This is a genomic window from Streptomyces sp. JH14, from assembly GCF_029428675.1.
Lineage (GTDB): Bacteria > Actinomycetota > Actinomycetes > Streptomycetales > Streptomycetaceae > Streptomyces.
The window spans coordinates 619,391-644,877 of the sequence record NZ_JAJNEL010000001.1 but is presented as its reverse complement, the minus strand read 5'-3'; the positions used below and the strand labels follow the sequence as shown (position 1 = coordinate 644,877).

At 71.5% G+C, this 25,487-nt stretch carries 20 protein-coding genes; 9 read left to right on the top strand and 11 right to left on the bottom strand.

From position 1 onward, the window contains the following. Positions 1-338: 338 nt before the first annotated feature. Together LRD69_RS02895 and LRD69_RS02890 are read left to right on the top strand one after the other, a co-directional pair. The gene (locus LRD69_RS02895) at positions 339-1,505 is read left to right on the top strand and encodes an exonuclease SbcCD subunit D (RefSeq protein ID WP_277324966.1); all 1,167 of its coding nucleotides are present in this window, start codon (positions 339-341) and stop codon (positions 1,503-1,505) included. Beyond that, a complete protein-coding gene (locus LRD69_RS02890) occupies positions 1,502-4,579 on the top strand; it encodes an SMC family ATPase (protein WP_277324965.1) in 3,078 nt (1,025 codons plus the stop codon). The genes LRD69_RS02895 and LRD69_RS02890 overlap by 4 nt, the downstream gene beginning before the upstream one ends. Here the strand turns inward: LRD69_RS02890 and LRD69_RS02885 are convergent. Continuing rightward, positions 4,569-5,015 (bottom strand): Lrp/AsnC family transcriptional regulator, encoded by a 447-nt coding sequence (locus LRD69_RS02885; protein ID WP_277324964.1) that lies wholly within the window; start codon positions 5,013-5,015, stop codon positions 4,569-4,571. The genes LRD69_RS02890 and LRD69_RS02885 overlap by 11 nt on opposite strands. Before the next feature lie 93 nt (positions 5,016-5,108). On the opposite strand from LRD69_RS02885, the gene LRD69_RS02880 reads away from it, so the two are divergent. Beyond that, a complete protein-coding gene (locus tag LRD69_RS02880) occupies positions 5,109-5,597 on the top strand; it encodes a rhodanese-like domain-containing protein (protein WP_277324963.1) in 489 nt (162 codons plus the stop codon). Positions 5,598-5,768: 171 nt separating this feature from the next. Here the strand turns inward: LRD69_RS02880 and LRD69_RS02875 are convergent, their stop codons facing one another. Together LRD69_RS02875 and LRD69_RS02870 are read right to left on the bottom strand one after the other, a co-directional pair. Then, the gene (locus LRD69_RS02875; protein ID WP_277324962.1) at positions 5,769-7,454 is read right to left on the bottom strand and encodes a DUF885 domain-containing protein; all 1,686 of its coding nucleotides are present in this window, start codon (positions 7,452-7,454) and stop codon (positions 5,769-5,771) included. 207 nt (positions 7,455-7,661) lie between these two features. Further along, on the bottom strand, positions 7,662-8,168 hold the full coding sequence (locus LRD69_RS02870; protein ID WP_277324961.1) for an Lrp/AsnC family transcriptional regulator: 507 nt from the start codon (positions 8,166-8,168) through the stop codon (positions 7,662-7,664). Between the two features lie 59 nt (positions 8,169-8,227). Between LRD69_RS02870 and LRD69_RS02865 the strand changes: the two genes are divergently transcribed. After that, positions 8,228-9,439 (top strand): PLP-dependent transferase, encoded by a 1,212-nt coding sequence (locus tag LRD69_RS02865; protein ID WP_277324960.1) that lies wholly within the window; start codon positions 8,228-8,230, stop codon positions 9,437-9,439. On the opposite strand, the gene LRD69_RS02860 is transcribed toward LRD69_RS02865, so the two are convergent. The 5 genes from LRD69_RS02860 to LRD69_RS02840 all read right to left on the bottom strand — a co-directional run bounded on the left by LRD69_RS02860 (position 9,375) and on the right by LRD69_RS02840 (position 17,821). After that, positions 9,375-10,817 carry a GNAT family N-acetyltransferase gene (locus LRD69_RS02860; RefSeq protein WP_277329603.1) on the bottom strand — a complete coding sequence of 481 codons (1,443 nt, stop codon included), beginning with the start codon at positions 10,815-10,817 and terminating at the stop codon, positions 9,375-9,377. The two genes, LRD69_RS02865 and LRD69_RS02860, sit on opposite strands and share 65 nt — an antisense overlap. Before the next feature lie 242 nt (positions 10,818-11,059). Beyond that, entirely contained in the window at positions 11,060-13,753 is a 2,694-nt protein-coding gene (locus LRD69_RS02855; protein WP_277324959.1) for a DUF6493 family protein, read from the bottom strand. Continuing rightward, positions 13,750-15,123 (bottom strand): SWIM zinc finger family protein, encoded by a 1,374-nt coding sequence (locus LRD69_RS02850; RefSeq protein WP_277324958.1) that lies wholly within the window; start codon positions 15,121-15,123, stop codon positions 13,750-13,752. The genes LRD69_RS02855 and LRD69_RS02850 overlap by 4 nt, the downstream gene beginning before the upstream one ends. Before the next feature lie 83 nt (positions 15,124-15,206). Beyond that, positions 15,207-16,787: an alkaline phosphatase D family protein gene (locus LRD69_RS02845; protein WP_277324957.1), complete on the bottom strand. Its 1,581-nt coding sequence runs from the start codon at positions 16,785-16,787 to the stop codon at positions 15,207-15,209. 203 nt (positions 16,788-16,990) lie between these two features. Beyond that, positions 16,991-17,821, bottom strand: a complete 831-nt coding sequence (locus tag LRD69_RS02840; RefSeq protein WP_277324956.1) for an alpha/beta fold hydrolase — start codon at positions 17,819-17,821, stop codon at positions 16,991-16,993. Positions 17,822-18,020: 199 nt separating this feature from the next. Here LRD69_RS02840 and LRD69_RS02835 point away from each other — a divergent pair, with 199 nt between their 5' ends. Beyond that, positions 18,021-18,905 (top strand): RNA polymerase sigma-70 factor, encoded by an 885-nt coding sequence (locus LRD69_RS02835; RefSeq protein ID WP_277324955.1) that lies wholly within the window; start codon positions 18,021-18,023, stop codon positions 18,903-18,905. A gap of 256 nt (positions 18,906-19,161) precedes the next feature. After that, the gene (locus tag LRD69_RS02830; RefSeq protein ID WP_277324954.1) at positions 19,162-19,929 is read left to right on the top strand and encodes a GntR family transcriptional regulator; all 768 of its coding nucleotides are present in this window, start codon (positions 19,162-19,164) and stop codon (positions 19,927-19,929) included. Positions 19,930-19,984: 55 nt separating this feature from the next. On the opposite strand, the gene LRD69_RS02825 is transcribed toward LRD69_RS02830, so the two are convergent. The 3 genes from LRD69_RS02825 to LRD69_RS02815 all read right to left on the bottom strand — a co-directional run bounded on the left by LRD69_RS02825 (position 19,985) and on the right by LRD69_RS02815 (position 23,086). Beyond that, positions 19,985-21,142, bottom strand: a complete 1,158-nt coding sequence (locus LRD69_RS02825; RefSeq protein WP_277324953.1) for an ROK family transcriptional regulator — start codon at positions 21,140-21,142, stop codon at positions 19,985-19,987. A gap of 99 nt (positions 21,143-21,241) precedes the next feature. After that, complete coding sequence (locus LRD69_RS02820; RefSeq protein WP_277324952.1) at positions 21,242-21,892, bottom strand: response regulator transcription factor; 651 nt, start codon at positions 21,890-21,892, stop codon at positions 21,242-21,244. Positions 21,893-21,916: 24 nt separating this feature from the next. After that, complete coding sequence (locus LRD69_RS02815) at positions 21,917-23,086, bottom strand: histidine kinase (protein WP_277324951.1); 1,170 nt, start codon at positions 23,084-23,086, stop codon at positions 21,917-21,919. 108 nt (positions 23,087-23,194) lie between these two features. Here LRD69_RS02815 and LRD69_RS02810 point away from each other — a divergent pair, with 108 nt between their 5' ends. From LRD69_RS02810 to LRD69_RS02800, 3 genes are all read left to right on the top strand, one after another. Further along, positions 23,195-24,133 carry an ATP-binding cassette domain-containing protein gene (locus LRD69_RS02810; RefSeq protein WP_277324950.1) on the top strand — a complete coding sequence of 313 codons (939 nt, stop codon included), beginning with the start codon at positions 23,195-23,197 and terminating at the stop codon, positions 24,131-24,133. Positions 24,134-24,135: 2 nt separating this feature from the next. Then, positions 24,136-24,873 (top strand): ABC transporter permease, encoded by a 738-nt coding sequence (locus tag LRD69_RS02805; RefSeq protein ID WP_277324949.1) that lies wholly within the window; start codon positions 24,136-24,138, stop codon positions 24,871-24,873. A gap of 160 nt (positions 24,874-25,033) precedes the next feature. Next, positions 25,034-25,468, top strand: a complete 435-nt coding sequence (locus LRD69_RS02800; RefSeq protein WP_277324948.1) for a hypothetical protein — start codon at positions 25,034-25,036, stop codon at positions 25,466-25,468. The last annotated feature ends 19 nt before the right edge of the window (positions 25,469-25,487 follow it).

The following is a 25,487-nucleotide window of genomic DNA, read 5'->3' as shown; positions in this document are numbered from 1 at the left end:
CTGCCGCGGCCCACCTGGCCGGCCGGGCGCGGTCCCGCGGCGGAGTCGCCGGGGTCCGGCTGCCGGCCCCGTTGCCCGGGTACTCGGGGCTGCTCGTCGCAGCCTGCGCCGGAACGCGGGGTGGCCCGCACTTCTTTCCCTGAGCCCGTCGGGGGCGGTGGTCCGTGATGGGAGACTGTGCGGGGTGAGGAAACAGGTTCGTGGGAGAACAGGGGCTCACCGGCGTTAGCGTGGTCGGTGCACCGTGCGGACCCGTGCCGGTGCGGTGCGGCTCCGGTGCACCGCCGGTGCGGGTGCTGGGCACGAAGGAAGAGAAACATGCAGGTCGGAGCCAGCTCTTGAGGATTTTGCACACATCGGACTGGCACTTGGGGCGATCGTTCCACCGGGTCTCCCTGTTCGACGCCCAGGCCGCCTTCCTCGACCATCTGGTGGCGACGGCGCGCGCCCGCGAGGTCGATGCCGTCGTGGTGGCGGGTGATGTGTACGACAGGGCCGTACCCCCGCTGTCCGCCGTCGAGCTCTTCGACCGGGCCCTGCACCGTCTCGCCGCAGCCGGCGTACCCACGGTGATGATCTCCGGAAACCATGACTCGGCCCGCAGGCTCGGCGTCGGTGCCGGGCTGATGGGCCGGGCGGGCATCCATCTGCGGACCGACCCCGCGCAGTGCGCCACCCCCGTCGTCCTGCGGGACGACCACGGCGACGTCGCGTTCTACGGTCTGCCGTATCTGGAACCGGCTCTCGTCAAGGACGTGTTCAAGGCGGAGCGGGCCGGACACGAGGCCGTGCTGACCGCTGCCATGGACCGCGTCCGCGCCGACCTCGCGACCCGGCCGGACTCCACCCGCTCCGTCGTGCTCGCCCACGCCTTCGTCGCCGGCGGTGAGCCCAGCGACAGTGAGCGCGACATCACCATCGGCGGTGTGGCCGCCGTCCCCGCCGGAGTCTTCGCAGGCGTCGACTACACGGCGCTCGGACACCTGCACGGCTGCCAGGCCGTCACCGAGCGGGTGCGCTACTCCGGCTCCCCCCTCGCCTACTCCTTCTCCGAGGCCGCCCACCGCAAGACCATGTGGCTGATCGACCTCGACGCCACGGGCACGATCGCCGCCGAGCGGATCGACTGCCCGGTACCCCGGCCGCTGGCCCGCCTCCGCGGCCGCCTCGACGCGCTTCTCGACGACCCGGCGCTGACCCGCCACGAGGAGGCGTGGGTGGAGGCCACCCTCACCGACCCCGTCCGTCCGGCCGAGCCGATGGCCCGCCTGACGGACAGGTTCCCGCACACCCTGAGTCTCGTCTTCGAACCCGAGCGGACGGCCGAGGATCCGCTCGCTTCGTACGCACAGCGCCTGAGAGGGCGCGACGACCAGCAGATCGCGGAGGACTTCGTGGCGCATGTCCGGGGCGGAAACGGCGCGGACGAACGGGAGCGCACAGTGCTGCGCGGTGCGTTCGAACACGTACGGGTGGACGACGCCGTGCACGAGGTGAACCGTTGAGACTCCACGGACTCACCCTCACCGCCTTCGGCCCGTTCGGCGCCACCCAGGACGTCGACTTCGACGCGCTCTCCGCTGCCGGGCTCTTCCTCCTGCACGGTCCCACCGGGGCCGGTAAGACATCCGTCCTCGACGCGGTCTGCTACGGGCTCTACGGTGCGGTGCCCGGCGCCCGCCAGAGTCCCGGAACCTCGTTGCGCAGCGACCACGCCCCGGCCGGCCTCCCCACCGAAGTGCGGCTGGACCTCACCGTCGGCGGACGGCGCCTGGAGATCACCCGGCGCCCCGCCCAGCCGCGGCCCAAGAGGAAGGGCGCCGGTTTCACCACCGAGAAGGCCCAGAGCTGGCTGCGCGAGTACGACCCCGAGCACGGCTGGCAGGCGCTCAGCCGGTCGCATCAGGAGATCGGCGAGGAGATCACCCAGCTCCTTGGAATGAGCCGTGACCAGTTCTGCCAGGTGGTGCTGCTGCCGCAGGGCGACTTCGCGCGCTTTCTGCGCGCCGATGCCGAAGCGCGCGGCAAACTGCTCGGCAGACTCTTCGACACCCGCCGCTTCGCGGCTGTCGAGGAACGCCTCACCGAACTGCGCCGTACCGCCGAAACGCAGGTCAGGGCCGGGGACGAACAGATACTCGCCATCGCCCAGCGGATCGCGCAGGCCGCCGGACCGGCGGCCGGGGAGCTGCCTCTGCCGGACGCCCAGCCCGGCGAGCCCGGGCTGGCCGAGGCCGTACTCGAGTGGGCCGCGGTTGCCCGCAGCAGCGCCCGGGAACGGCTCTGCATCGCGGAGTCCGTCCTGTCCACCGCCGAGAGCCGGCAGACGGCGGCCCATGAGGCGCTCGACTCGGAGCGCGGACTCGCCGGACTCCAGCAGCGGTACGAGGAGACGCGGCGCCGCGCCACCGAACTGGAAGCACGCCGCCCCGACCGGGACCGGCACCACGAGCGGCTCGCTCGCGCCCGCAAAGCGGAACTCGTCGCCCCCGCACTGGAGTTGCGCAACGAGGCCGAACGGAACCACCGCATCGCCTGCGTGGCCCGTGAGCGGGCCCGCGTCCAGCTTCCAGCCGACCTTGTCGACGCCGGTGCGGACCAGTTGGCGACCCTGGAGCGCAGGCTCCGACAGGAGTTGGGCGGGCTCGACGCCGCGCGTCGGGCCGAACGGCGCAGCACGGAGATCGACACCGAGCGGGCCGCACTGGAGCGGCAGGCCCGGGCTGATGACGAGCTGATCCAGGAAGCGGAGAGCTGGCTCGCCGGCTGGGACTCCACCCGCCGCGGACTGCAGGAAGGCATCGAAGCGGCACAGGAGTCCGCGACCCGTGCCGAACAGCTGGCGGGACAGCTGGAACCGGCCCGCCGACGGCTGGACGCGGCCCGGATCCGCGATGCGCTCGCGGCCGAGGCGGACGCCGCCGCGGACCGGCTGGCCGCGGCTCGCGAGCACGCCCTCGGCGCCCACGAGAGGTGGCTGGAGCTGCGCGAACGACGGCTGCGCGACATCGCCGCCGAGCTTGCGGCGCAGCTGGTCGACGGCGAGGCCTGCAAGGTGTGCGGGTCGGGCGAGCACCCGAGTCCGGCCCGCGCGGGCGACGGGCACGTCGACCGGGCCACCGAGGAGACGGCTCTCGATGCCTACCGGCGGGCCGAACAAGCCCGTACGGAAGCGGATCGGGAGCTCGGGGTCGTGCGCGAGAAGCACGCTGCGGCACGGTCTGCGGCGCGATGGGTACCGCCGGTGCCGGGGCCGGACGTCGCCGGCGAGCAGGCCGACGTCGCCACGTCACCGGATTCCGACCCGACCGTCGCCGAACTCGAAGCCCGGGTCGCCGGGTTGGCCACCGAGCACGCCCGGGCGCACCGCACCGCTGCCGGTATGCACGCCGCGCGCGAGGCTCTCGCAGCCGCCGAACGGGAACAGGGCGAGCGGCTCGAAGGGCGGCAGTCGGCCGAGCGCCGCGCCGCTGCGCGGACTTCGCGACGTGAGGGGCTCGACCGCGAACAGTCCAACTTGGAAGCCGAGTTGGTGTCCGCCCGCGGTGAGTCGGACAGCGTCGCCGCGCATGCGGCCCTGCTGGAGCGCCGGGTCGCCCTGCTCGCCGACGCCGCCGAGGCGGTGCGCGCCGAGGAAGAGGCGGCGCAGCGGCGCAAGGAGGCGGACGGCCGGCTCGCCGACGCTGCGTTCCGGGCCGGGTTCGACACCCCGCAGGCCGCCGCGGCGACCCTGCTGACCGCTTCCGAGCAGCGCGAACTCCAGCACCTGATCGATGCCTGGCAGGCCGAGGCCGCCGCCGTCGCCGACCGGCTCGCGGAAACCGGGACCCGGGCCGCCGCCGAACGCCCGCAGGCGGCTCCCGACGCGGCGCAGGCCGCGTACGACGCCGCCGGGCGACAGCTCAGGGACGCCGCGGCCGCGCTGGCCGCCGCCCGCGAGCGCTGCACCGAACTGGGCAGGCTGTCGCGCCGCGCGGCGGACGAAGTGCGCAGGCTGGGCCCACTGCGTGAGGAGTACGACCGCGTCGCACGGCTCGCCGGGCTCACCGCCGGCACATCGGCCGACAACGAACGCAAGATGCGGCTGGAGTCGTATGTGCTCGCCGCCCGGCTCGAACAGGTCGCGGCGGCCGCCACCGCGCGGCTGCAGCGGATGTCGTCGGGCCGCTACACGCTGGTCCACTCCGACGCGCGCACCGGAGGCCGCCGCGCAGGCCTCGGGCTGCATGTCGTCGACGCCTGGACCGGCCGCGAGCGGGACACGGCGACACTCTCCGGCGGCGAGACGTTCTTCGCGTCGCTCGCCCTGGCGCTCGGCCTGGCCGATGTCGTCACCGATGAAGCGGGCGGGGTCCGGCTGGACACGCTCTTCATCGACGAGGGCTTCGGCAGCCTGGACGACCAGACCCTGGACGAGGTGCTCGACGTACTGGACTCGTTGCGCGAGCGGGACCGCAGCGTCGGCATCGTCAGCCACGTCGGCGATCTGCGCCGCAGGATTCCCGCCCAGCTCGAAGTGGTCAAGGAACGGCACGGATCAGCGGTGCAGCACCGCGTCGGCGGCGGGGTCAGCGGCTGATGGCCCGCCGGGGCAGGGGCGAGGAGTAGACGACGCTGGTGGTGACGGAGCCGAGCGCGCCGATCTTTCCCGACACCGCTTCCAGGTGGCTCATCGAGCGCGCGGTGACCTTCAGGACGAAACAGTCGTCGCCGGTGACATGGTGGGCTTCCACGATCTCGGGCGTGGTGTCGAGGAGATCGTGGAACGGCTTGTAGTTGCCGTTCGGATAGCGGAGCCGCACGAGGGCGAGAATCGGCAGCCCGAGCCGCTCCGGGTCCACCACGGCGGCGTAACCACTGATGACGCCCGCATCCTCCAGGCGGCGCACCCGCTCCGTCACCGCGCTCGGTGACATGGCGACGGCGCGTGCCAGTTCGGCGAAGGTGGCTCTTCCCTCGCGTTGCAGGACGTCGAGGATGCGCCAGTCAGTGGCGTCCGGGGAATAGTCGGTCACACGCTCAGAGAACAGGGAAATCCCCGGAGGTTCAAGCGGAGTGCCGAGGATCATGCCTTCCGGCACCGGGGCACCGGCCGTAGATTTTCGGTCATGACTTCGCAGCTCACCGCATCCGCCGGTAACCCCGTCCTGCGCGTTCCGCCGGCCTCCCCGGCCGCGGCCGCCGCCTACTTCGGCGCCTCGCTCGCCTTCCACGCCGATGTCTCCGACGTCGCCGCCGCACTCGCCGCCGAGGGTGACCCCGGCTTCGTGGTCCTCGACTCCCGGTCCACCGCCGCCTGGGACCAGGGGCACGTCCCCGGCGCCGTCCACCTGCCCACCGCCCTCATCGCCGAGCAGGCCCGGGACCTCCTGGACCCGGCCGTGCCCGTCGTCACGTACTGCTGGGGCCCCGGCTGCAACGGCGGCACCCGCGCCGCGCTGGCTCTCGCCGAACTGGGCTATCAGGTCAAGGAGATGCTCGGCGGGTTCGAGTACTGGGCGCGCGAGGGCTTCGAGTTCGAGACCTGGGAGGGGCGCGAGCGGTTCACCGCCGACCCGCTCACCGCGCCGGTCGGCTCCGATGCATGCGGCTGCTGAACGGCGGGAGTCCCGGTATCGGTACGGTCCCGAGTCCGCTCCACCCGGGCGAACGCCCCGCGGCCGGTTCACCGGACTCTCACCGGAGAGAGCGGATGCGGGTGGCCGCCGTCGGCCGGGCCCATGGCGCAGGGCCGGGGCAGGCCGACGGCGGCCGAGTGCTGTCCGGGGTCAGAGCTTCGACAGCTCGTCGACCAGATCGTCCAGACCCAGCGACCCCTGCGACAGGGCGGCCATGTGCCAGGCCTTGGCGTCGAACGCATCGCCGTGCGCCTTGCGGGCGTTCTCCCGGCCGAGCAGCCAGGCGCGCTCGCCCAGCTTGTAGCCGATGGCCTGGCCCGGCATGGACAGATAGCGGGTCAGCTCGCTCTCCACGAACTCCGCGGGCCGGCCACTGTGGCTGCCGAAGAACTCCTGGGCCAGCTCGGGCGTCCACCGCTCGCCGGGGTGGAACGGGGAGTCCGCGGGGATCTCCATCTCCGCGTGCATGCCGATGTCCACGATCACCCGGCAGGCGCGCATCATCTGCGCGTCCAGATAGCCGAGACGGCGCTCGGCGTCGGGCAGGAAGCCCAGCTCGTCCATCAGCCGTTCCGCGTACAGGGCCCAGCCCTCGGCGTTGGCGCTGACCATGCCGATCGACGCCTGGTAGCGGGAGAGACTCTCGGCGACATGCGTCCACTGCGCGATCTGCAGGTGGTGGCCGGGCACACCCTCGTGGTACCAGGTGGAGACCAGGTCGTACACCGGGAACCGGGTCTCGCCCATGGTGGGCAGCCAGGTGCGGCCGGGACGCGAGAAGTCCTCGGACGGACCCGTGTAGTACGGAGCCGCGGCGCCGCCGGGCGGTGCGATCCGGGACTCCACCTTCCGTACCCGCTCGGCGAGTTCGAAGTGCGTACCGTCGAGCGCCTCGATCGCCTCGTCCATCAGCGCCTGCAGCCAGGTCTGGACCTCGTCGACACCCTCGATGTGCTGTCCGTGCACATCGAGATGGGCCAGTGCCTCCCAGGGGCCGGCGCCCGGCAGCACCTTCTCTGCCTCGGCCTTCATCTCGCCGAGCAGCCGGTGGTATTCGGACCAGCCGTACGCGTAGGCCTCGTCGAGATCGAGATCGGTGCCGTTGAAATAGCGTGACCAGCGGGCGTAACGCTCACGGCCCACCGTGTCGGGCGCGCCCTCGACCGCCGGGGCGTACACGTCGCGCATCCAGTCGCGCAGCGCCACCATGGACTCCGTGGCCTGCCGGGCGGCTTCGTCCAGATCGGCGCGCAGCGCGTCCGGGCCGGGAGCGACGAAGCTCTCGAAGAACCCCGTCCCGTCGTCCCCGATCCACTCGGACAGCTGGTCGATGAAGGTGGCCGTGGCTCGCGGACCGCCGTAGAGCTTGCGGTCCAGACCCAGTGCGAGCGAGGCACGGTACCCCTCAAGGGCCGCGGGGACCGCCTGCAGCCGCTCCACGACGGCCGCCCAGTCGTCCTCGGTCTCGGCCGGCGTCACCGTCAGCACCTCACGGACGGCGTGCGCCGGTGAGTGCAGATTGGAGACGGTGCGCAGGCTCTCGTCGGCCTCGTGGACGGCGAGTTCCGCAGTCAGGCGTTCGCGCAGCAGGCGGCCGCAGCGGCGCTCGGCGTCCGTGTCCGCCCCCGGCAGCTGCTCGGCCGCGTCGAGCTTCACGAGAGTGGTGCGGGCGAGCTCGGCAAGGGCTTCCTGGCCGGCGGGGGAGAAATCGGGGAGGCGGCGCGAGCATTCCGTGACACCGAGATAAGTGCCCGCGATCGGATCGAGTTCGATGAATGCGTCGACATAGGCGTCGGCGACCTGGCGGGGCAGCGGGCTGTGTGAAGTGTCTGACATGCGGACATCCTCATACGGCGAAGGGTGCCGCGTCACTAGCGTGCGGGCCTCGGCCTCCTGTCGCCCAGGTGACAACCTGCCGGCCGAACCCGTTCTTCCGGCTTCGCGGCCGGACTCGGCCGGCTCCGGTGGCCGGTCCTCACCGTCCGTCCTCACCGTCCGGACACGGTGGCTGCGCTCGATCGCCGCCTCGGTGGCCGGGCCCCGTCAGTCGGCCACTGCGGCCCGTCCGGGCGCCGCGGGCGACGGTGGCAGCAGCGGGCCGCACTCCCACTGCTGGAATATCAGCCGGGTCTCCACCCGTGCCACCTCACGCCGTGACGTGAATTCGTCCAGCACCAGCCGTTGCAGATCCGCGGTGTCCGCGACGGCCACATGGACCAGGTAGTCGTCGGGGCCGGTCAGATGGAAGAGCGCACGGGACTCCGGAAGCCCCCTGATCCGCTCGACGAACGGGCCGATGAGCTCCCTGCGGTGGGGGCGGACCTGCACCAGGAGCAGCGCCTCGAGACCACGGCCGAGCCGGGCCGGGTCGAGCCGCAACTGGTGGCCGAGAATGACTCCCGAGCGACGCAGTCTGGTCACCCGGTCCAGGCAGGTCGACGCTGCGACGCCGACTTCGGCGGCCAGCTCGCGGTAGGTAGTCCGGGCATCGTTCTGCAGCAGCCGCAGAATGTGCAGGTCCACCGGGTCCAGAACGACAGAATCGGCCATGTGCCGAACGTAGCACGGCGTCTCACCACCAAGGCCCGGTGAGTGTTCAGAGTGGTGTCATGGACACTGAAGCCTCGATGCAGCCCCGGATGACATTCCGGTCCAGGGCCCTGGCCACCGAAGCCGTGCACGCCGGACGCGACGACCTGGCCGCACTCGGCCTGCACGCCCCGCCGATCGACCTGTCCACCACCTATCCCTCGTACGACTCCCGGGGAGAGGCGGAACGGATCGACGCCTTCGCCACCACGGGTGCCAGGCTCGACGGGCCGCCCGTCTACGCCCGGCTCGACAACCCGACCACGGCCCGCTTCGAGACGGCACTGGCCCGGCTCGAAGGGACCGGCAGCGCCGTGTCGTTCGCCAGCGGCATGGCGGCGCTCACCGCCGTCCTGCTGGTCCGCGCGAGCATGGGGCTGCGCCATGTGGTGGCCGTCCGCCCGCTCTACGGCTGCAGCGACCACCTGCTCGGCGCCGGGCTGCTGGGCACCGAAGTCACCTGGACCGACCCGGCGGGCGTCGCGGAGGCCATCCGTCCGGACACCGGTCTGGTCATGGTCGAGTCACCGGCCAACCCGACGCTCGCCGAAGTCGACATCCGGGCGCTCGCGCACTCCTGCGGCTCGGTGCCCCTGCTCGTCGACAACACCTTCGCCACCCCCGTCCTTCAGCGCCCGGTCGAGCAGGGGGCCGCGATCGTCCTGCACAGCGCCACCAAGTACCTGGGCGGACACGGCGATGTCATGGGCGGAGTCGTCGCCTGCGACGAGGAGTTCGCGGCCCGGCTGCGCCAGGTGCGCTTCGCCACCGGCGGGGTGCTGCATCCGATGGCCGGATATCTGCTGCTGCGGGGACTCTCCACACTGCCGGTGCGGGTACGGGCCGCTTCCGCGACCGCTGCCGACCTGTCCCGACGGCTGGCCGCCGACCCCCGTATCGCCCGGGTCCACTACCCGAAGGTGGGTGGGGCGATGGTCTCCTTCGAGGTGTACGGGGATCCGCACCGGGTGATCTCCGCGGTACGGCTCATCACGCCCGCGGTCAGCCTCGGCAGCGTCGACACCCTGATCCAGCATCCGGCCTCCATCAGCCACCGCATCGTGGCTGAGGGAGACCGGCGGGCCGCGGGTGTCGGGGACCGGCTGCTGCGCATGTCGGTCGGCCTGGAAGATGTCGAGGACCTCTGGGCCGACCTGTGTCAGGCGCTCAGTGCCCCGCCTGCTCGTACGGCGGCAGGGACCGTACCGGAGTCGCTTCCAGCCGTGCCGTGATGACGAGCGTGCCTTCCTCGATCTGGTAGTCGAGAGGCAGCGCGAGGGCTCGCATGGCGGCAACCATGCCCGTGTTGGACGCCTGGGTGACGGCGTACACACTCTCGCAGCCGGCCTCGATGGCGAGCGCCACCAGGCGGCTGAGCAGCTCCGAGCCGATGCAGCGGCGCTGCCAGTCGTCCTCGACGAGGAGGGCGACCTCCGTCTCGTCGCCGTCCCAGAGCAGGTGGCCGAGGGCGACGACTCGGCCGGAGGCCGTCTGCACGGCCAGGGTGCGGCCGAACCGGGGGCTCAGCAGGTGTTCCAGATAGCGGTCGGCGTCACGGACCGGACCGTGGTAGCGCAGCCGCAGCGTCCGCTCGGAGCAGCGGTCGTGCATGGCCCGGGCGGCGGCCAGATCGCTCTGGTCCGCACGGCGCACGGTGATCTCGTTGCCCTCGGGGAGCGTGAGCACGTGCTCGCTGCGCGGGACGCGGGGGCCGAGCCGGGCGTCGAGCTCGACCAGGGCGCGGGCCCGGGCGAACTCGGTCGGTGTGAACGGAAGATAGGGCCGCTCGACGGTGATCGCGCCGCCGGACGGGTCGCGCAGCCGCATCACGGTCTCCTCCAGCACCCCTTCGACCGGCGCGGTCTCGCCGGTGGCGCGGCCGGTGATCGAGACTGCCGGGAGCGAGTGGATGGTGCAGCGCCCGAGCAACTGGCGCAGGGCAAGGGGGAGTTCGGCTGCATCGAGAGCAGTGCGGGTGGCGAGGCCCAGCATGCGCGTCGGGGCGTCCACCAGATCGTGCGCGTCGGCGCGCTCGATCCAGGTGGAACTGCCGCCCGCGGCGGAGATCTCCCGGCTCAACTGCTGGGCCTGGAGTACGGCGGGGGCACGCAGCAGGAACTCGTCGACCGTGCCCTCGGCCAGCGGGTGCGTCTGCAGCGTCAGGATGTCGACCCGGTGCCGGGCGAGCGCGATGCAGAGCGAGGCCAGGCTGCCGGGGGTGTCACGGACGGTGGTACGCATCCGCCACAGCGCCGTGTCCTCGTCGGACAGGGCGCGGCCCGCGGCCGTGGCCACGGGCGCGATGTCGGCGGTCGTGGTGCCGGTCCCCTGCGCGGCCGCGCGGACGTCGGCGGAGCGGGACGCGTCCGCGCTGCCGGGAACGGCGGTCGGCGGCGGCGCGTGACTGTGCCGTCGTGCCCACCACGTGTGGAATGCGGCCGTCGCCGCCAGTGCCACGGCCGAGGCGATCAGCAGGTACGGCCCGTCCGGCTGGTGTCCGATGAGGTTGGCGATCGCGTCGGCCACCGCGACCGCGGTGAACAGTGCGGCCAGTTCGATCAGGTCGTGCCGCCAGTGGTGGGGGCGGCGGGAGCTCTTCGCGGATGTCACGTCAGTCATGGCTTCACTGTGACGGAGTGGTGTTGCCTGATCACGAACGCCTTGTGACTGATGGGTTAAGTGTGCATCTGGTCCTCTATCACCGCTTTTTGGCTGGTTGATGTCGTGAGTGAGGGCGATGGCGGCGGTGCGCGTGCGAGGTGACGGCAGCCTGTGAACGGTTCGCACCGGGTGCGCGCGGTGGGGCGCGGCCGGCCGAAGGCCCGCCCCGCGTGACAGCGCGACGCGTCCGGTTACGGCACGATGTCCACGGCTGCCGAGCCCGCACACTGCTCCCGGGCGGCCTGCAGCCGCACTGCCTGGCGCACCAGCTGCGACGATCCGCCGCGCGCGGCCACTGCGGAGAGCCCGGTCATCGGTCCGGCCCCGACCGGACCACAGCGCTCCGTGCAGTCGGCGGCCACGGACAGCAGGTCGCTCAGCCCGCGCGGAGCCTTCTCGTACGCCAGCAGCGGGGGCAGGACGGCCGACAGGACGGAGAGCACCGTTCCGCAGGCGCCGGTGGCGGCAGCCGTACGGGCGGACTCCGCGAGCCGGTTGGGCTTCACCAGGTCGCGGTCGACGAGAACCGCCAGCTCCCTGCCGAGCAGTGCCGCGTCCAGCCTGCCCTGGGACGCGAGCACCAGCAGGGCGTCCACCGCCGACAGCCGGTCCTCCGGATGGCGCGCCCCCAGCCCGTACGCCAGGGCGAGATGGATGGCCTGGGCAGCCGGGCCGCCGAGTTCGACGAGCCCGGGCAGTGACCGGGCCGCACCCCGCTGTCCTTCGGTCGCACAGGCCGTGATGGCGGGAAGCAGCCAGGTGGCCACTGTCTCGCCGTCCTCGGGCAGAGTGGCGAACCAGAATCCTGGCCGCTCACCCCAGTGGTAGCACTGGCGCGGGTTTGCCAGGTGCGGACTGCCCAGCCGGCGGAACGGGGGCGGGAACTCCTGCTGGACGACCGGCCGTTCCCCGGTGGCCGGCAGGACGCGCCGCGCCCCGGCCGTCGACCGCTGCCACTCGTCTCGGGCCGGAGGCTGTGCACCCTCCCCGGGGTGCGGCACCACGGGTCCTACCGGTTCGTCCGCGTTCAGCCAGGCGGCCAGCCGATCGCCCTGCGCAGTGCCGAGCAGGGCGGCCGCCGCCGCTGCCTCGTGCTGACCGCTGCGCCGTACCCGCAACAGCGCCTGGGCGAAGTCGGCGGCCCCGGGTTCGACGCCGAGCCGCTGATACGCACGCAGTCGCCCGACCAGCACGGCGGGGTCCAGCGAGCCCGTCCGCCACGTCGGCGTGGCCAGCAGAAACGGCGACCTGCCGATCAATACGGAGTAGGCGGCCTCCCAGAGCCGCGCCCGGAGCACCGCGTCGAACGCGACGTGCACACAGCTCGCGGTTCCGGTCCAGGCGGCGAGCCCGTCATGCACCGCGCGCACCGGCACCCTTTCCAGCAGTACGGCCACGACGAGTTCGACGCCCGGCTCCCTGGTGAGCCGCTGCTCGACACCCGACAGCGCGTCGTCGTCCAGCCACCACCGACCCGCCAGCGCACCGCGCAACGCGTCGGCCAGCGCCGGCCGGTCCGCATGGGCATGGCGGACCAGCCCGTCCAGGGCCCGCTCGAAAGCGGTGACGTCCCGCGACCCGGATCTCACCAGCGCCACCACCTCCTCGACGAGCTCGGCCGGCGTCTGCGGTGCCGGTTCGAGGAGACGCGGGGCAGAGACGGGCGGCAGGAGTTCCTCATGCGGCTCGGTCGGCGGTGCGGCGGCGAGCAGATTCCCGAACACCCCGGCCGCCGCGGCCCGGTTCACCGGACCCAACAGGGCTGCGGACAGGGCGAGTTCCTCGCGGAGCGGATCGCCGGGAGCAGGTGCGTACCGTGCCACCAGCTTCAGTGCCCGTTCCTGGATGTCGATGTCCTCGTGCCCGAAGGCCTCGGCGACGACCGGCAGCAGCTCCTCGGCGGTCGACGCGTCGCGGCGCAGCGCCTTGCCCAGCAGCACGAGCTGGGCCCGGACCAGCTTCTTCTCGGTACGGAACAGCACCGGACCCGAGGCATCCGCAAGATCCCGCGTGGCCAGCCCGCCGCGTTCGTCCAGCCGGGCAAGCACCTCCTGTGCATGCCCCGCGACGGTGGAAATGCCGTCCGCCGCCATCCCGATCCAGTCGGCGACCCGCTCGGCCTCCTCCTGCTCGGTCAGCGCGAGCTGACGCAACACCTCGAGGAAGAACCGCAGATCGCCGGGTTTCCCGCCACGGAGCAGCCGTGTCACACAGCTGTTGACGAGCACGGCGCGCTCCAGTACCCCCTCTTCCGCCAAGGTGACCAGGGCGGTGGGCCAGTGGTCGCCGGGGCGGGCGTCCGGATCGCCGTACCAGATCACCTGCGGGGGCAGCGCCGTGGTCTCGAAGAGGCGAGGGACGAGAACCGTGAAGTGCGGATCGGCGCGCAGTATGTCGATCAGCGGTCGCCGGTCCTTCTGCTGCCATTGCGCGACGTAGACCGTCTCCGCCCAGCCCAGCACGTAGCCTTCCGTGGCGGGCACCGGGCACTGTGCCAGCTTCGCCAGCTCGGACACGAACCGGTAGTCGATCCTGGTGGCAGTGGGGCGCGCTGCCAGCCGATGCGCCAGGTCGCCGAGCCAGGCAGGGTCACGGTCCGCAAGAGCTTCGAGGACAAGCGGGTAGGGGGATCGCGTCCAGTCGCGCAGCTCCCGGCCGCCGATCCAGGTGGCGCAGCCCGCGGCTCCGCTGTGACAGCCCGCACCCGCGATCAGCAGGGCCTTTCGGATCTTGTCTTGTTCACGCCATCCCCATTCCCGCGCCTCCTTGCGGAGCGCCTTCAACTCGGCCAGCGCCAGCCTCCGCTGCGCCCGGTCCAGCGGTGCGAGGAGCGCGGGGACGTCCTCCTTGCGCCCTTCCCGTACGGCAGTGAGCAACTCCTTCATCGCACACCCCCGGCAACCGGAGCACCCCGGCGGACCATCCGAACGGCCAGCGCGTGTTTGCACGGGCCCCGCCGTCCCCGGTAGTCGGCCCACCACTGGCAGGTGCAGCTCAGCGCTCCGTCCCGCTCCCTCACCTGATAGCGACGGTCCCCCGAGGCCACGGCCGCCAGTTCCCCGTCGAGTGCGACCGCCCCCGAGCCGGCCAGCTGCCGGGCGGCCACCAGGCGCGGATTGTGCCGCTCGGCGCGGTCGGCGTCGTACGGCAGTTCCCGGTGGAAGTACGCCGCCTCCGCGAGGTCGTACCCCACCCGGCCCGCTGTGCCCAGCCGGGTGAGCGCGGACCGAACCCGCCCCACCGTCAGACCCGATTGCTCCGCGAGGTCGGCCGGATCGATCCGCGGCTCCCAGGCCAGCAGCACGGACACCAGCTCGGCGTCGGCCGCCGCGTCGCCGGTGGCCAGCGCGTCCAGCACACCGCCCTCACCGGAGAAGCCGCGTGAGGCATCGGGCGACAGCGTCAGCGTGAGCCGCATCCCCGGCAGCACCACCTCCCAGGCGCTCGCAGCGGCCGTGCCATCGGCCCCGGGCCCGTACACCCGCAACGCCGTCGCATGACGCAGCACCCTCTGCAGCGCCGCCAGTCGCTCGGGCCCGGGCAGGCACACCGCACCCGCCGTCGGCCGGGTGGTCGGCCGCAGGGTCTTCCCGGCGGGCACCACCCACTGCGCACCCCGTGAGGCATGGCCCGACGAACGCGGCAGCGACTGCAGGAACCTGACCGCCTCCACCGCGGGCAGCTCGGCCCGCAGATCGAAACCGGCGGAGGCCACCTGTGTCTCGGCGAACCCGCGCAGCCACCGCTCGGGCAGCGGCACCTTCTTCTCCACGACCGAGCCGTCCAGCGTGGTGACCGCCATCTCCTGCGGGCCGACCCGCAGATGCAGCGGATCGTCCCCCGTCATCCGCGACAGCGCCTCCCGCAGTGGATTGTTGACATCCACATTCGTCGTGCCGTGCCCCGTCTCCGCGCCGTCCAGCCCGTCCTGCAGCACATCGAGGCGGGCATGGACCCCGCAGCAGCCGGAGAACGACTCGAAGCGCAGCCGGTCGCCGTTCCCCGTCACCACCGGGTCGAGCGAAGTGGCCGGGGTCCGCCGGTAGTAGCGGGCCGACGCCACGTCCGCGACGGCCAGCAGACCGCGGGCGGCGATCCGAGGCGAGGCGAGAAAGCCGTCGAAGAAACGGGGATGGGGCTCGGCGCCGTGCGGAGTGAGGCCGGCGGCGGTCTCCAGGCCGAGCAACTGCCCGGCCTGGGACGACTCCAGGGCGGAAGGGCGGGAGTAGGCCAGGGCCTGTACGGAGCGGGTCATGCAAAAACCGTAGGACCCACCACTGACAATCGGTCTCGGACGGCCGCCCGCGGCCCCCGCCCATGGAGGTCAGCAGGGCAGGTTCACTGTCCCACTCGTCCCGGCTGCAACACCTTGCTGAACAGCACGGAGCCGCCCTGGGCCCGCAGCCGCACCGTCAACTCGCCACTGTCACCGTCGATGTCGACCTCGCCGAAGAACTGCGGCGACTCCATCGGCGACACATTCGCCCGGTCGGGCGCGCGCACGAAGACCTGGTCGGGGCCGAACGTGCCGTCCAGCGCAGTGGCGGGGAAGCCGCCCGCGGCCAGCGGGCCAGACACGAACTCCCAGAACGGTGCGAAGTCCTTGAACGCCGCGCGGTCGGGGGCGTAATGCTGCGCCGAGGTGTAGTGCACATCGGCCGTCAGCCAGAGAGTGCCGGTGATCCGGCGGTGCTTGATGAACCGCAGCAGCTCCGCGATCTGCAGTTCACGGCCGAGCGGGGCGCCGGGATCGCCCTGGGCCACGGCCTCGAAGTTCGTCGCGCCGTCCGTGACGACCAGCCCCAGCGGCATGTCCGCGGCGATCACCTTCCACACCGCGCGGGACCGCGACAGTTCGCGCTTGAGCCACTCGAGCTGCTCGGCGCCGAGGATGCCCGTGGCGTCGTCGGGCTGCCGGCCGGGGGAGTTGGCATTGCGGAACGACCGCATGTCGAGGACGAACACGTCGAGCAGCGGGCCGTGCCGCACCACCCGGTGCACCCGGCCGTCGCCGGACGACGTGTGCAGCGTGGACACCGGGAAGTACTCGCGGAACGCCTGCATCGAATGCGAGGCCAGGACGTCGACGTTCTTCTCGGTGTACCGGACGTCGTCCAGGATCTGGCCCGGGTACCAGTTGTTGCGGACCTCGTGGTCGTCCCACTGGATGATCGACGGCACCTGTGCGTTGAACTTTCTCAGGTTGTCGTCGAGGAGGTTGTAACGGAAGTTCCCGCGGTACTCCGCGAGCGTCTCGGCGACCTTCGACTTCTCCTCGGTGGTGATGTTGCGCCAGACCCGGCCGTCGGGCAGCGTCACGCTCGGCTCGATCACCCCGTCCGCGTAGATGTTGTCGCCGCTGCAGAGAAAGAAGTCCGGGTCGAGACGGCGCATCTCGTCGTACACCCGGTAGCCACCGATGTCCGGGTTGATGCCCCAGCCCTGTCCCGCGATGTCGCCGGACCACAGGAAGCGGACCCCGTCCCGGCGGCGGGCGGGCGCGGTACGGAACGTCCCGTACACCGGCTCACCGGTCCGGCGCGGATCGTCCGGGGACGCGAGCGTCACCCGGTAGTGCACCTGTTCGCCGGCAGGCAGCCCGTACAGCGGTGTCGTGCCGGTGAAGTCGGTACCGGGACCGACCAGAGGCCCGTCCCAGGTGTGGGCCCGCCGGAACGACTCGGTGGCCGACGTCTCCACGATCATCCGCGCCGGACGGTCGGAACGCACCCAGACCAGGGCCGACGATGCGGTGACGTCGCCGACCTGAACGCCCCAGGCCGCGCGCGGCCGGCCGGACAGGGCGAAGGCCGGGGCCGCCCCCGCAGTCACGGGGAGCGTGAGCGCGGCCGAAGCGGCCAGGGAACCGCGCAGCACAGCGCGGCGGTCCGGCACGGGAATGCGTGGACGGTACGACATGAAGGTGCCTCCGGGGCAGCGGGACAGAGGTACGGGTGGCCGGTCGACCGGCCCCACCTTTGTGCCTGTCGGCGGCGAGCACACCAACCTCAGATGAACAGCGGGCCGCACCCCGCTCCCATGTCCCGTTCGTGGGCCTGCCGTTGGGCGTCCCGTGGCGCGACACGCCGATGGTTGGAGCCGGTCCGGGGGCTGTTGTCCGTTCAGCGACCGGTGTCGAGGATGACGCGTGCCACAAGTGCCGGATCGTCGTTCATCGGCACGTGTCCGCAACCGGGCAGCCGCACCAGCCGGGCGCCGGGGATGGTGTGCTTCGCCCTGATCCCCTGCCGGCGCAGCAGCAGACGGTCGCGGCTGCCCCAGGCGACGGTCACCGGCATCCCCGGCACATCGTCGGTGAACGCGATACTCCGTCCGACGTCCAGCGTCTCGTGGAATCCGGTCGCCTCGCGCAGGGCGACGGTCTCCGCGACGACGGCCTCCGGCGAACGGCGGCCGGGCCGCGCGTAGATGGTGCTGGTCAGGGCCGCCCGCCCGGCCGCACTGCGGGCGAGCCTTTCGATCAACGGCAACGGCATCGCCCGCGCGCCCTGCCGCATCGCCCGTAGCGTTGCGAATGCGTAGCGCCGCTCGCCCTCCGTCCAGAACCCGGCAGGCGACAGTGCGGTCACCGACCTCACGAGCTTCGCGCGGCCCAGTTCCAGGGCCAGCAGCCCGCCGAGGGAGTTCCCCGCGACATGCGGCCGGTCCACGTCGAGCGCCTCACAGAACGCACCGAGCACCGGGACCACGCTCCCGAGGTCGTACGGAACACCTTCCGGGAGAGCCGGTGAGACGCCGAAGCCGGGCAGATCCACGGCTATGACGTCGCGTTCCAGGGCGAGTACCGGCAGCACCGGATCCCATGCCTGGTGGTGGTGTCCGATGCCGTGGAGCAGCAACAACGGCTCTCCGGAACCGGTCCGCCGGTACGCCACGGACACCGTCCGCGGTCCTCGGGGCGAGTCGGCGGTGAACGAGACCGTGGTGGTCATGAGGCTGCTCCCGGGGTGGGTCGCGCGTGGCAGTGAGGGTGTGCGAGCGGGCCTCCCGGCAAAGTGCCGGACTGCAAAGAGCCGTGCGCACAAGGGTTTAGACGTGCTGTCAACAACAATTACCGCCCAGTAGACCGCAGTTCAAGGGGGCCTGCGATTCGCCCTGGACATGGCACGGGGTGTCGGCTGGGATGGAACCGTGACAGCCGACACCGTGACCGACCTCTTCGAAGAACACCGCCCCGTCCTCACCGGGGTCGCCTATCGCATGCTCGGCCGGATCGCCGACGCCGAGGACGTGGTGCAGGAGGCCTGGCTGCGCTGGTCCTCCGCGCCGCGCGGGGACATACGCGAGCCGAGGGCGTTTCTCGTACGGATCACCACCCGCCTGGCCATCGACCGACTGCGACAGGTGCAGACGCGACGTGAGGCGTACGTCGGGCCGTGGCTGCCCGAACCGCTGGTCACCGACTTCGGGCCCGCGGTTCCCGACACCGCCGAACGGGCCGTGCTCGCGGACTCCGTATCGGTTGCCGTGCTGGTCGTCCTCGAATCGCTCTCCCCGCTGGAGCGCGCCGTCTTCGTCCTGCGCGAGGCCTTCGGCTTTCCGTACGCGGAGATCGCCACGACCCTCGACCGGACCGAGGCGGCCGTGCGTCAGATCGCCGGGCGGGCCCGGCGGCACGTGGAGGAGCGCAAGCCCCGTTACGACGTCGACCCGGCCCAGCGCCGTGACCTCACTCAGCGGTTCCTCGCTGCCGCTGCGGGCGGCGACATCGAGCAACTGCTGACACTGCTCGCCCCCGATGTGCGACTGGTCGGCGACAGCGGCGGAAAGTCGAAGGCGCCGCTGCGGATCATCGAGAGCCGGGACAAGGTGGGCCGCTTCCTCGCCGCTGTCGCCCACGGCCAGGCGACGGACATGGACTTCCGGTTCATGGAGCTCAACGGCGGTCCGGCCGTACTGGTGCTTTTGGACGGCAAGCCCGATTCCGTTTTCCAGGTCGACATCAGGGACGGCATCATCCAATGCGTATATATCGTCCGTAATCCCGACAAGCTCGTGAGTCTGGCCGCCGCATAGTCACCAGACCTGCGACGCGCCCCGGCCGAAGCCCCACGGATCCGCCACCCGGACGTGGGGCTTCGTGCTGCGCGGGCCGCACGGCACCACGAACGTCCCGTGAACGCTCAGCGGCAGAGCCCTGCTTCGCTGCGTGACGGAACGAGGATTGGTCTTGACCAAGGGGGTGCACCGTCCTATGGTCTCAACGTTAAGACAGGAACCTTTAATAAAGAACGTCGCGGAAGTAAGACGCCGGGTGATTGCGGAGGACAGGGTGGGGACCACGCAGCTGGAATCGGTGCAGGAGCCGAAGTACTGGCACCTCAAGACCGTGCTCAGTGAGGCACTCGACTCGGACTTTGCGGTAGGAGAGATCCTGCCCAACGAGCGTGAGCTCGCTGCCCGGTTCGGCGTCGCACGGGCCACGCTCCGGCAGGCGCTGGAGCAGCTCGAGCTCGAGGGCAGGCTGCAGCGCCGCCGCGGCGTCGGGACCACCGTCGCCCCGCCGCGCCTGGGCGTGGCCGTCTCGACCGCGCAGCACGACTGGAGCGGCGGCGGTGCCGGCGAAGCCTGGCAGGCCGTCGACTGCACGACCGCGGTGGCACCCGCACCGGTGCTGGCCATGCTCGACGTGGAGAGCGACGAGCCCGTGCACGTCGTGCGCCGGATCCGGGTCACACAGGGGCAGCCGGTCGCCGCGGAGCTGCTGTACGTGCCGTCGTCGTCCGTTCCCGAACTGTCCGCGATCGAGAGCCCGTCGGGGCCCGCGCGTGCCCGAAGCGTCGTGCGTGAACTGCACCGTCTCGGCCTCGACGGCCAGGACCGGTCGGTGGAGCTCGGTTCGGCACGCGCCGACGACGCCAAGGAACTCGACCGTCTCCCCGGCGCGCCCGTGCTCGTCGTCACCACCCGCTACCTCGCAGCGGGCGGCACGGCCGCCGTCTCCGTCGCCACCTACCGGGCCGACACCTGCCGGCTCACCTTCGGCGACTCGGGCGACCTGGAGATCAGCCACTCCGGCCCGGAGCGCCAGGCGTCCTGAAGCCGGTCACGCCGGCTGCCCACGGCACGCAAGGCACGCACGGCCCGCCGCACACTCAGCGGCGGGCCGTCACCGTTCCCTCCACCGCGAACAGCTGCTCCTCCACGTGGTCGAGTGCCAGCCGCAGCGCACCGGTGGCCACGGCCGCCTCGCCGAGGAGCGACAGAGCCACCCGCGGCGGCCGCAGGCAGTAACGGTTCAGTTCGCCACGGAGCGGATCCAGGACGCCGTCGAGCCCGGCTGCCCAGCCGCCGATCACCACCAGTTCCGGGTCGAGCGCCAGCACCAGCGCCGCCACGTCGTGCACCAGACGCTGGATGAATCGCTCGACCGCCGCCGTCGCCCGTGCATCGCCATGTCGGGCCTGCGCGAACACTGCGGCGACCGCCTGCTCGTCCAGTGGGTCCAGCGGCGTGTCCGTCGTCGACAGCAGTTTCTCCGGCGTGGCCTCGCGGCCCAGCAGATGCAGCGCGCCGATCTCGCCCGCCGCACCGCCGAAACCACGGTGCAGCCGGCCGCCGATCAGCGAGCCGGCCCCCGGACTCAGCCCCGCCAGGACGAACACGATGTCGTCGGACTCGGTGGCTGCGCCCTTCCAATGCTCGGCCACGGCCGCGGCATTGGCATCGTTCTCCACGAGAACCGGACAGCGGAAGGAGCGCCGCAGACGTTCACCGAGTGCGAGACCGGTCCAGTCCGGCAACGCCGTGCCCAGCCGTACGGTCCCGTCGGCCTCCACGATGCCCGGACTGCCCACCCCGACCGCACGCAGACTGCTCCGGGCCACCCCGGAACGCCGCAGGAGATCGGCGACCACGGCCCTGACCCGGTCGAGCCGGTCGTCCGCGCCTGCCGTCTCCGACACCTCGCGCGAACCGGCGCCGATGATCCGGCCGTCCAGTCCCGACAGAAGTGCGGAGATGCGGTGGGCGCCGATCTCGATGCCGAGCAGATGTCCCGCCTCGGCACGGAACCGGAACCGGCGGGCCGGCCTGCCCTGACGTCGGGCCCCACCCTCGTCCGGTGCGGATTCGACGACCAGCCCGGCCTCGAACAGCCCCTCGATCACACCTTCGACCGTGGGCCGGGACAGACCGGTGATCCGGGTCAGGTCTGTGAGCGTGGGGGAGTGGGCGCCGCGGAGGGCATGAAGTACCACCGCGGAATTGATCCGCCGCAACAGCGACGGGTCCCCACCGGTCAGCCGGCCCACGGTGTTCCCTTCCAGTTCGTGCGCATGTCAGGCGGATGGTACTCGCTGCCCGGGGGCAGGGCGACCGGGGGCCTCGGGACGATTCCGGCGGGGCCGACGTCAGCTCGGGGCCACAAACCCGGACTCGTAGGCGGCAATCACCGCCTGGGTCCGGTCCCTGGCCCCCAACTTGGCGAGCACCGCGCTGACATGGGTCTTCACCGTCTCGACGCCCACCACGAGTTTGGCGGCGATCTCCGCATTCGACAGCCCCCGGGCCATCAGCCGGAGCACCACGGCCTCGCGGTCGGTGAGCGATGCCCGCTCCATGGCGGCCTTGGCCTTGCTCGTCCCGTACTCGGCGGCGAGCTGCCGGACCGCGGCCGGGAACAGCAGCGACTCGCCCTCGGCGACCAGACGTACCGCATGCACGATCTCCGCGGGCCTGGCGCGCTTGAGCAGAAAGCCGTCCGCCCCGGCGCGCAGCGCCTCGTACACGTACTCGTCGTTCTCGAACGTCGTCACCACCAGGATCTTCGGCGGATCAGGCACCGTGCGAAGCACCACCCGGGTCGCCTCGATGCCGTCCATCAGCGGCATCCGCACATCCATCGCCACCACATCCGGGCGCAGTGTGTGCAGGAGCGGAATGACCGCGGCGCCGTCGGCCGCCTCGCCCACCACCTCGATATCGGGCTGAGCCTCAAGTACCGCACGCAGGCCCGCGCGTACGAGCGGTTCGTCGTCGACCAGAAGAACGGTAACCGGCATCCGGTCAGCCTAAGGGCTGTCCCGTCAAGCGGTATCCAGCGGAAGGCTCGCGTGCACCCGCCACTCACCGTCGTACGGACCCGTCTTGGCCTTGCCGCCCAGCAGCGCCGCCCGCTCACGTATGCCCCGCAGCCCGCTTCCGCCGCCTGGAGTGCCGGTCACCCCGGTGAGCGGATTGGTCACTTCGAGCTCCAGCCACCCGTCCGTGACCGTGATCCTCACGCGCACGGGGACGGCCCCGGAGTGACGCAGCACATTGGTGAGGGACTCCTGCAGGATCCGGTATCCCTCGCGCGACACGGGGCCGGGCACCATCTCCACCGGACCGGTCACTTCGGAATCGACCTTCGCCCCTGATCCGCGGGCCGACTCGAGCAGCCGGTCCGCCTCGCCCAGCGTCGGCCGCTGACCCAACGGTGCGTCCGATTCGCGAAGCACCCGCAGCACCCGTTCCAGATCGTCCAGTGCGTCCCGCCCCGTCTCCTCGATGGCCGCCAGCGCCCGCTCGGTGAACTCCGGATCCTTCGCCGCCCGCGCTGCCCCGGCCTGCACGACCGCGACCGTCAAGGCATGCCCGATCGAGTCGTGGAGCTCGCGCGCAATGCGATTGCGCTCCAGAAGTTGCTCGGTGCGTTCCTCCAGCGCCGTCATCCGCTCCACCCGCGACTGGCCGAGCAGCCACCGCGCAGCGGCTGTGATTCCCTCACCGCACACCACGACGACCGCGACCAGCACCAGGAGGGGCAGTGGCGCCAGCAGGGCGTACCACCCGTGCGGCTCCACCCAGCGGAACAGCCATTCGTCGCTCGGCCCCGCGTCCGACGCGGTGAGCAGAAGGTCGACCGTTGTGGCAGGCAGCCAGACCGTCGCGAACGTCGTCACGACGGAGAACAGGAGCCGCACTTCCAGCCAGACCACGGTCCGCCAGCGGTCGGCCCATGTCGCCGCGGGAGCAGCCGAGATCGAGGCGTCCGGACTGCCCCGCTCCCCGGGGGTGAGCAACAGCTGGGCCTGAAGGCCCTCGGCGAGCCGCATGGCGGGAAGCAGACCCATGGGCACCGCAAAGATCATCGGTGCCCATGGCGTATCCATGGAAATGAACAGCCACACGCTGACGACCGCGCTCGGGATGAGCAGATGGAGCCAGCGGGTGTAGGTGACAGCGGCGGTCAGCGGACCGAGGAAGCGGCGCATGCTGCCATCGTGTCAGTGCTCCCGAGCGCGGCGGCTCCCCCGAGCGAGGGAGACGATCCCCTCTGGCGGGGGAGGCCAGGGGCTGGGCACGGCCGCCAGGCTGAGGACATGACCAGCATCGACGTCCATGAGCTCACCAAGGAATACGGCGCCACCCGCGCCGTGGACCGCCTCACGTTCAGTGTGCGACCCGGCCGTGTCACCGGCTTCCTCGGCCCCAACGGCGCCGGCAAGTCCACCACCATGAGACTTGTTCTCGGTCTGGACCGGCCGACGCTTGGCACCGCCACGATCGGCGGCCGTGCCTACGCCACGCTGGACCATCCGCTGCGCCGGGTGGGTGCGCTGCTCGACGCCCAGGCCGCCCACGGCTCACGGACCGCGCGGAACCATCTGCTGGCTCTCGCCACCAGTAACGGCATAGCTCCCAGCAGGGTCGAAGAGGTACTGGAGGAGGCGGGGCTCGGCCGGGTCGGCAGTCATCGGATCAAAACGTTCTCGCTCGGTATGCGACAGCGTCTCGGCCTGGCGGCCGCCCTGCTCGGCGACCCGGAAGTCGTGATGCTGGACGAGCCGTCGAACGGGCTGGACCCGGAAGGCATCGTCTGGATCCGCGAACTGATGAAGCGGCTGGCGCGTGAGGGCCGCACGGTCCTGGTCTCCAGTCACCTGATGAACGAGACGTCGTCGTTCGCCGACCATCTCGTGGTCCTCGGCCGGGGCCGACTCCTCGCAGACCTGCCGATGCAGGAGTTTCTCGACTCCCGCAGCCGCCCGCGTGTGCGCCTGCGCACGACCGAGTCCGGCCGGCTCCGTGACACCCTGACCCGCAAGGGATACGAGTTGTCGCAGGGCGACGACGGGCGCTGGACTGTCGAAGGGGCCAAGGCGGAGGAGATCGGTCCCCTGGCAGCCTTCGAAGGCATCCCCATCCTTGAACTCACCGACGAACAGGCCACGTTGGAGCAGGCCTACCTCGACCTCACGGCCGATGCGACGCAATTCGCATCCGCGGCCGCCTCGCCCACGAACCGTCAGGAGGCCTGACCATGTCGACCGCCGCAGTGCTCCGTTGCGAGTGGATCAAGATCAGATCGGTGCGGTCCGTCGCCGGCTCGTTGATGGCGGTCTTCCTGGCAACGCTCGCCGTCACCGTGCTCGCCTTCGCCACCGTCGGCCAGGCCGAGGCCGACGATCCCGGTGCCGATCTCGTCTTCGGTGCCTTCTACGCACTGAACTTCGGCCAGATCGCAGCCATCAGCTTCGGTGCGACCGCGCTCTCATCGGAGTACCTGAACGGTGCGCTGAGGATCTCGCTGGCCGCGGTGCCGCGCCGTGATCTCTTCTACGCGGCCAAAATGACCGTCGTCGGGGCACTCGCCCTGGCTGTCGGGCTCGTGACCAGCTTTGCGGCGTTCCTGGTGGGCCAGATGTTCATGGGGGAGTACGCGATCGGCTTGGACGAACCAGGAGCACTCCGGGCTGCCTTCGGCGGCGGCGTGTACCTGGCCCTGATGACCCTGTTCGCCGCAGGCCTGACCGCTCTGCTGCGCAGTGCGGTCGCCGTCCTCAGCCTGCTCATCCCGTTCATCCTGATCGTCTCCTTCGTGGTGGGAGACATCGCGGGCGGCGTCACGCAGTATCTGCCCGACCGGGCAGGACAGTTGGTGCTGCACCAGAGTCCGGACGGGGGGCTGGGGCCGTGGACGGGGCTCGCGGTCACCGCTGCCTGGGCGGGCGCGGCTCTGCTGGCCGGCTGGTGGGCGATGAGGCGCAGGGACGTCTGAAGGGCCGGACCGCCGACTCCCGCGGTCCCGATCTTCCTGCTGCCGCAGTCCCGGTGGGCCGTCGAGGACGCAGGGACGGCGCAGCCGGTGGGCGGCTGAAAACCCCTCAGGGCTCGGACCGGGGGCCCCGCTTGTCAGTGGCGGACGGTTTACTGACGGCATGACCAGCGCACAGCACCTCCGCCTCATCGACGGGATGCGCACCCGGGACTTCCCCACGGAGCGCATCTGGTCGGGCTCGGGAGTCAGCGGTCCCGGCTACCACACGGTGTTCCTGCACGGGGATGCCGAGCAAGGGGACGACGAGGCGGCGTGGCTGGAGCACCGGGCGCAGTGCCTGGCGGAGCACGACGCGCTGTTGACGCTGCTCACGGGGCGCTGGGGCGAGCCGCAGGTGATCAGTCCATGGAGTGCTCAGCAGCGGATGATCGCCGGTGAGGAGATAGCGGAGCCCTGGCGCGAGGCGGTTGTACGCTGCGCGGTCCTTCAGCTGTGGCGCATCGAGGACCGGTGGATTGCGATGGGTCTCTGCATGGAGGAGGAGGGACCAGGGTGCGAGCTGTGCGTCCTGGTGACGGATGTCGATCCGCCGTAACGCGGCGTCTACGGCTCTC

Excerpts from the sequence above, each read along its gene's own strand:
- LRD69_RS02880 (WP_277324963.1), top strand. The coding sequence starts at position 5,109 with ATGACTTCGCAGCTCACCGCATCCGCCGGTAACCCCGTCCTGCGCGTT.
- LRD69_RS02875 (WP_277324962.1), bottom strand. The coding sequence starts at position 7,454 with ATGTCAGACACTTCACACAGCCCGCTGCCCCGCCAGGTCGCCGACGCC.
- LRD69_RS02870 (WP_277324961.1), bottom strand. The coding sequence starts at position 8,168 with ATGGCCGATTCTGTCGTTCTGGACCCGGTGGACCTGCACATTCTGCGG.
- LRD69_RS02865 (WP_277324960.1), top strand. The coding sequence starts at position 8,228 with ATGGACACTGAAGCCTCGATGCAGCCCCGGATGACATTCCGGTCCAGG.
- LRD69_RS02855 (WP_277324959.1), bottom strand. The coding sequence starts at position 13,753 with ATGAAGGAGTTGCTCACTGCCGTACGGGAAGGGCGCAAGGAGGACGTC.
- LRD69_RS02850 (WP_277324958.1), bottom strand. The coding sequence starts at position 15,123 with ATGACCCGCTCCGTACAGGCCCTGGCCTACTCCCGCCCTTCCGCCCTG.
- LRD69_RS02845 (WP_277324957.1), bottom strand. The coding sequence starts at position 16,787 with ATGTCGTACCGTCCACGCATTCCCGTGCCGGACCGCCGCGCTGTGCTG.
- LRD69_RS02840 (WP_277324956.1), bottom strand. The coding sequence starts at position 17,821 with ATGACCACCACGGTCTCGTTCACCGCCGACTCGCCCCGAGGACCGCGG.
- LRD69_RS02820 (WP_277324952.1), bottom strand. The coding sequence starts at position 21,892 with ATGCCGGTTACCGTTCTTCTGGTCGACGACGAACCGCTCGTACGCGCG.
- LRD69_RS02815 (WP_277324951.1), bottom strand. The coding sequence starts at position 23,086 with ATGCGCCGCTTCCTCGGTCCGCTGACCGCCGCTGTCACCTACACCCGC.
- LRD69_RS02810 (WP_277324950.1), top strand. The coding sequence starts at position 23,195 with ATGACCAGCATCGACGTCCATGAGCTCACCAAGGAATACGGCGCCACC.
- LRD69_RS02805 (WP_277324949.1), top strand. The coding sequence starts at position 24,136 with ATGTCGACCGCCGCAGTGCTCCGTTGCGAGTGGATCAAGATCAGATCG.
- LRD69_RS02800 (WP_277324948.1), top strand. The coding sequence starts at position 25,034 with ATGACCAGCGCACAGCACCTCCGCCTCATCGACGGGATGCGCACCCGG.